The sequence below is a fragment of the Shewanella sp. genome (genome assembly GCF_041630135.1).
Lineage (GTDB): Bacteria > Pseudomonadota > Gammaproteobacteria > Enterobacterales > Shewanellaceae > Shewanella.
Map to the genome: position 1 here is coordinate 1 of NZ_JBFKLW010000104.1, position 6352 is coordinate 6352.

The window sequence follows — 6352 nt, forward strand, 5'->3', positions numbered from 1 at the left end:
GTTGGCACAAAGGCGCATTGAGGCCAGCATATCGAGACCTTCGATATAGCTTTTTGCCGCTTTTAAGTTGCCTGAGAGCATCATCCAGCCAACACGGAAACCGGCTGCACGGTAGGCCTTCGAAAGCCCGTTAAAGGTAACGGTCAGAATGTCGTCCGACAGGCTTGCAGCAGGAATATGTTTGGCATCGTCGTAAAGAATTTTATCGTAGATTTCATCGGCGAACAGAATGAGCGAGTGCTGGCGACAAAGCTCTACAACCTCCAGCAGCAATTCTCTGGAATACACGGCACCTGTAGGGTTATTGGGGTTTATCAGTACTATAGCGCGGCTGCGCGGGCTGATTTTGGCTTTGATATCATCAAGATCCGGGAACCAGTCTGACTCTTCATCGCAGCGATAATGCACTGCTTTACCACCGGCAAGGTTGGCGGCGGCCGTCCACAGCGGATAATCGGGTGAGGGGATAAGTACTTCATCATCGGTATTAAGCAGCCCCTGCAGCGCCATCACAATCAGCTCAGACACCCCGTTGCCAATATAGATATCTTCGATATCCACGCCAAAAATTCCCTGGGACTGATAATGTTGCACTATCGCTTTACGGGCTGAAAACAGCCCCTTGGATTCACAATAGCCCTGGGCACTGGGCAGGTTCAAAATCACATCACGAACGATTTCTTCCGGCGCTTCAAATCCAAAGGGAGCAGGGTTGCCAATGTTGAGTTTCAGGATCCTGTGGCCCTCATCTTCGAGACGACGTGCTTCTTTATGCACGGGACCTCGAATGTCATAACATACGGTATCTAATTTATTTGATTTGATTATGGGACGCATCCGTTACCTCGGGAGCCTTCGTGATGACTTTGATTTTTTCAGACATTTTCTGGTGTCTGCCGGACACTCACCATATACAAAATTGCTTTACCCGGAAAGAGAATAAAATAAAAAAATAGCAAATAACGACAGGTATAAATTCGGTTAGGTTAAATTCTACTTGGCATCTGCTGGAGTAATATGCTGCAACGTTGCCAGGTCAAAGCGATAGTCACCGTGATGTACATCGATGGTGGCATAGGTTGTCAATAATATCCTTCCCTAAAGATGACAAATTCGAATATTCGACTGCTAATCAGCGTTTAGCATTGAGTAATGCATGAAATACTCAAGAATGGCGCTATTTTCTGGTAAATGTAGCGATTTGTACGCATTACTATGCGATTTAAATTAGCGTGACAATATATTTTCTGGATGATTATATTCATAAATAACAGTGTGATAGCGTGTCAGGCTTGACGAATGGAGTAAAAAGTCGGTGTTGCATGGAATTTCTGGTTGACTGTGTTTGAAATGCACATTATTTTCTGGCCGATGTTTTTTAAGCAGGCAAGAACAAAAGCGGCAGCAGTATTCTGACCGACTGGCGGTATGCCCATAATAAAGCAGCAAATTCGGTTCCCCTGAAGAGCTAATGTTCAGCGGGCCGGCCATTGATAATTTTGCCCCTGTTGGGCTTTGAAAGAGGATCTGTTTGCATGTCTGAACCGACAGCGATTAGTCTGATCCCACCCTTGGTGGTGTTGGCGCTGGCCATTTGGCTGCGTCGTCCTATTCTTGCTCTGATCATCGGTGCCATTGCCGGTTTACTTTTGCTTGACCCTGCATCCGTGCTGGGTAACTTTGCCGATGCTTCCTTAAAGGTAATGCAGGATGAAACCATTGGCTGGCTTATTCTGGTGTGTGGCAGCTTTGGTGCACTCATTGCACTTTTGGTTCGTACCGGTGGTGCACTGGCTTTTGGTCATAAAGCCATGTTGCTTGCCAAGGGAAGAAAGTCTTCTCTGTTTATGACCTTTGTGCTCGGTTTGGTGATCTTTATCGATGATTACCTTAATGCGCTGACAGTGGGTGAAACCATGAAGCGTGTGACTGACAAATTCAAAGTCTCCCGTGAGATGCTGGCCTATGTAGTGGACTCCACTGCCGCTCCTGTGTGCGTACTGGTGCCCTTGTCGACCTGGGCGGTTTTCTTCGGCGGTTTGCTGGTGGACAACGGGGTTGCAGCGGAAGGCGAAGCCATCAGCGTTTATATGTCGGCCATCCCTTATATGCTTTACGCCTGGCTGGCAGTGATTATGGTGCTGCTGGTGGTCTTGGGCGTCGTACCTGCCATAGGGCCGATGAAAAAAGCGGAATTGGCTGCTGCCAAGGGTGAACCGGCACAGGCACAGGTCGATTGGGAAGAAGTACATACCTCAGACGAGTATGCGGTAAAAGCCATTGAAGATGAGTTTGAGCATGCCGATAAGCATGGCAAGCTGCACAACTTTCTGGTGCCACTGGGTCTGCTGGTTGCTTTTACTGTCTACTTTGATATTGATGTGTGGAAAGGTCTGTTGGCGACACTGGCTGTGACTTTGCCTTATTATGCTGTGCAAAAGCTGATGCCATTGTCAGAAATGATGGATCAGATGATAGACGGCTTTAAGAGCATGCTGCCCGCTATTGGTACAGTTATTGCGGCCTTTATCTTTAAAGATGTCTGCGATCAGCTGCTGCTGCCTCAGTATGTGATTGATACTTTAAGCCCATACATGACGCCTAAGTTGTTGCCTGCGGTGGTGTTTCTGGCCATGGCTGTATTGGCTTTTGCCACAGGTTCAAGCTGGGGTATTTTTGCGGTAACCATTCCGATTGTGATGCCTCTGGCCAATGCCGTAGGTGCCGATACCGCATTGGTGATTGGCGCACTGCTGTCAGCATCCTCTTTTGGCAGCCAGGCCTGTTTCTACTCTGACTCAACGGTGCTGGCTGCACAGGGGTCAGGCTGTAATCTGGTGAGTCATGCTGTGACTCAGCTGCCTTATGCCTTGCTGGCGGCCGTGCTGGCATTCTTCGGCTTCATATTATTGGCATAATTGGTCGATGCCTCTTAAAAACACCCGCTTAGCGGGTGTTTTTTTTGCCTGAATGGAAACAACTAAATTTGCACAGTTCAATACATTGTTGTCTTATTTGACTGATTCTATGTAATTTTTCGTAAGTTAGCTTGAGTGTGGCAACCTAAAGGATAAGGACTGCGCATTTAAGTGCGGGCTTGTGTTGTGGGCATACACATTCAGTTGTTTAGTGCCGGTTTATAAAAGCAGAAGTTGTATGCCAATCCAGAAACAAAAAAGCCAGCACATGGCTGGCTTTTATTTCAAACAGAGCGATTAGTTTACGCGCTTTTTGAACTCACCGGTACGGGTGTCGATTTCAATCTTGTCGCCTTCTTTAACGAATTCGGCAACCATGATTTCCAGATCGCTGCCAACGATTTTGGCAGGCTTCATCACTTTACCAGAGGTATCGCCACGGGCGGCTGGTTCTGTGTAACCAACTTCACGCACGATGGTGGTAGGCAGTTCTACAGAGATAGCTTTACCTTCGTAGAAAGTTACCTGGCATTCCTCAGTCATGCCGTCAACGATGTACTTGGCAGCATCACCCATGTTGTCGGCTTCTACGTCGTACTGGTTGTATTCGGCATCCATGAATACGTACATAGGGTCGGCAAAGTAAGAGTAGGTGCAGTCCAGACGCTCGAGAACGATAACGTCCATCTTGTCTTCACCCTTGAAGGTGGTCTCGGTTGAAGAGTCGATCAGCACGTGCTTGAGCTTCATTTTAACGATAGCAGCGTTACGGCCTGAACGGGTAGTTTCAGTCTTCTGAACAACCCATGGGCTGTCGTTAAACATGATCACGTTACCTGGACGGATTTCATGAGCAGTTTTCATTACTAAATTTCCTATATCTTGGGCGTTTTACTTTAAGGCGGTATCTTAACTATTTTTTGACGAATTGCACTAGCCGTGAAGCCAGATCTGTCGTCTTTAGTGCATCGATTGGCCATTGTTTGGCATGAGCCATCAAGGGCAAAGCGAAGGATTCGATATCGTGCCAGAGCTGTTGCATGGCGCTCGCCTGCTGCTGGTTGAACGCGAGGTTCAGCTTTTTCCAGCAATCTGCAATCTCAGGGTCGAGATTATCGCAGTAAAGGCGCATAAAAGCTTCTAATTTTACCAGGTGATAGTCTTCTTCCTGTTGATAAATGTGCCAAATAAAGGGTTTGGCAGCCCATTGGGCGCGCAGGAAGGAGTCTTCACCCCGGACAATGTTGAAATCACAGCTCCACAGCAGCCGATCGTAGCCTTGTTGATCTGTCATAGGCAATACATGAATGCGCAGCTTGCCATGACTAAAGTGCATACCGGACTTGAGCTCGGCCACAGGGCAGGGAAGCAGCGGGGTAAGGCTGTTTAAGCTGCGACCTTTTGGAATGAGCATGTGCACCGGCTTATCGCCGCTGGCAAGCAGTTCACAAAGGGCGGGCAGCGCGGCGGTTTCATAGCTGAAGACACTGATGACCTTATCGCCGGCGCTTATGCCACTTAAACCCAATTTTTCAAACAGTGCCAGCTTGTTATTGCAGTCTGTCTGCCAGGTGTCGCGCTCAGAAAACAGGTCTTTCTCACAAATAAGGCCGCCGCTTTTGACACTGAAGCCCGGCATAAAGAAGTATTTGTTAATTCCGCCTGGCTGAAATGATGGCAGACCGTGGCACCCATCCACCCAATCTTCGGCGCTCAGGTACTCAAGGTTGAGCCACACCGGCGGCTTGGCAGAGCTGCTGACTGCAACCTTGACCACATCAGGTAGTTCGCAGGCAAAAGCTTCAATTAAAACCTCGCCAGGGATGAATGGCAGTGTCAGCGGCTGTTGCCACTGATTCACAGTAACGCCATTTACAGTTTGACTGGGGATTAATGGATTGAGCCCCGGTAATATGTGGGCAAAACTGTTCAAATCGTCGACCCACAGATTGACCCTGATACCGTACTCTCTGGCCAGTTGTTTGGATAAGCGCCAGGTGACACCTATATCACCATAATTGTCGATAACCGTACAAAAGATGTCCCAGTGATTTGGGCTGGTAGCTTGGGTGTCGATATTCATATCCGTGTTGATTGGCTGCCGAACGAATGAAAGGTTAAAAATCAGCGATAAAAAAGCGGCGCCAAAGCGCCGCTGGTGAGGGTAAGTCTGAAATCAGTCTTCCAGCTCGGCCAGGCACATCTCTTCGTATACCTGCTTAACCCATTTTTCGACACGCTCTTCGGTCAGCTCAGGCTGACGGTCTTCGTCGATCCCCAGACCCACGAAGTGATTGTCATCAACGAGCGCCTTGGAGGCTTCAAAGTTATAGCCTTCAGTGGACCAGTGACCGACAATGATGCCACCACGGGCTTCTACGATGTCGCGTACCATGCCCATGGCATCCAGGAAGTATTCCGCATAATCTTCCTGATCGCCGCAGCCGAAAATGGCGACAAGTTTGTCGGTGAAATCAATTTGTTCGAGTTCTGGGAAAAAATCATCCCAGTCGCACTGAGCTTCACCGTAGTACCAGGTTGGGATCCCGAACAGCAACAGATCGAAATCGGCGATCTGCTCCTTGGTACTCTTGGCGATGTCTTTTACATCGACCATTTGCTTGCCCAGTTTTTTCTGGATCATTTTGGCAATAGCTTCGGTGTTACCAGTGTCACTGCCGAAAAAAAGACCTACAGTAGCCATTGTCTTTCCTTTAAATATCAATTGCGCTGCGCGCTCGTCACGGTTTCAGACTCAGTTGTCCAGAACCTGCTTAAGTATGCATTCGATTAATTGGCTGCGGCTGATGTTACTGGCCAGCGCCTTATCATTCAAGGCGTCATACAAATCTTGTGACACCTTTAACTCTATTCGTTTCAGACCCTTTGCTTTGTCCCGCTGAACCTGGTTCCTTTTGTTAATCCTCAGCTGTGCTTCTCGTGAAAGAGGATTGCTTCTTGGACGTCCACGGCGTTTCTCATCGGCAAAGAGATCGATTGTTGTTCTGTCTGCAGCTTCTTTTGCCATTATCGAGTTAACCTATACCGGTACCTTCCCATGTCATCTGGATGATACCTTTGGCGATAAAACCGGCGCAGCCCAAAAACAACACCAGCCAAACAATATAACGGCCAAATTTTGGCACCTTGCCTTGTTTGAGCACATCATGGATAGCCATACCGATGAAAAAGAATATGGCAGCAAAAAACAGGTTTAACCCCAGGGTTTCTATTTGCTGCATATATTGGGATAACATCGCGGCGTACTCCAGTCGTGTCCCGGTGTGGGCATAAAACCCGGTCTTGAAAAGGAGGCGCGAATATACCACATCATATTAGCGCCTGCTATAGCCTTTACCGCCCAGTCTCGGAGGCTTGATTGTCAAGGAAGTTTTTCACCAGGCGATTAAATATCGCTGGCTTCTGGGCGTGTA

The 6352-nt window shown here is 48.1% G+C and carries 7 protein-coding genes; 1 reads left to right on the forward strand and 6 read right to left on the reverse strand.

Going from position 1 to position 6352, the window contains the following annotated elements:
• Positions 1-837: pyridoxal phosphate-dependent aminotransferase (locus ABYK60_RS18035; protein WP_372873381.1), on the reverse strand; the 837-nt coding region annotated here is incomplete at its 3' end.
• A 698-nt stretch (positions 838-1535) separates the two neighbouring features.
• Here ABYK60_RS18035 and ABYK60_RS18040 point away from each other — a divergent pair.
• On the forward strand, positions 1536-2918 hold the full coding sequence (locus ABYK60_RS18040) for a Na+/H+ antiporter NhaC family protein (protein ID WP_372873382.1): 1383 nt from the start codon (positions 1536-1538) through the stop codon (positions 2916-2918).
• 297 nt (positions 2919-3215) lie between these two features.
• Here the strand turns inward: ABYK60_RS18040 and efp are convergent, their stop codons facing one another.
• The 5 genes from efp to ABYK60_RS18065 form a co-directional block, all read right to left on the reverse strand.
• A complete protein-coding gene (gene efp / locus ABYK60_RS18045) occupies positions 3216-3782 on the reverse strand; it encodes an elongation factor P (protein WP_372873383.1) in 567 nt (188 codons plus the stop codon).
• 49 nt (positions 3783-3831) lie between these two features.
• Entirely contained in the window at positions 3832-5001 is a 1170-nt protein-coding gene (gene earP, locus ABYK60_RS18050; protein ID WP_372873384.1) for an elongation factor P maturation arginine rhamnosyltransferase EarP, read from the reverse strand.
• 93 nt (positions 5002-5094) lie between these two features.
• Entirely contained in the window at positions 5095-5622 is a 528-nt protein-coding gene (gene fldA / locus ABYK60_RS18055; RefSeq protein ID WP_372873385.1) for a flavodoxin FldA, read from the reverse strand.
• Between the two features lie 51 nt (positions 5623-5673).
• Positions 5674-5946 carry a LexA regulated protein gene (gene ybfE / locus ABYK60_RS18060; protein ID WP_372873386.1) on the reverse strand — a complete coding sequence of 91 codons (273 nt, stop codon included), beginning with the start codon at positions 5944-5946 and terminating at the stop codon, positions 5674-5676.
• Between the two features lie 7 nt (positions 5947-5953).
• On the reverse strand, positions 5954-6175 hold the full coding sequence (locus ABYK60_RS18065) for a DUF2788 domain-containing protein (protein ID WP_372873387.1): 222 nt from the start codon (positions 6173-6175) through the stop codon (positions 5954-5956).
• Between the last annotated feature and the right edge of the window lie 177 nt (positions 6176-6352).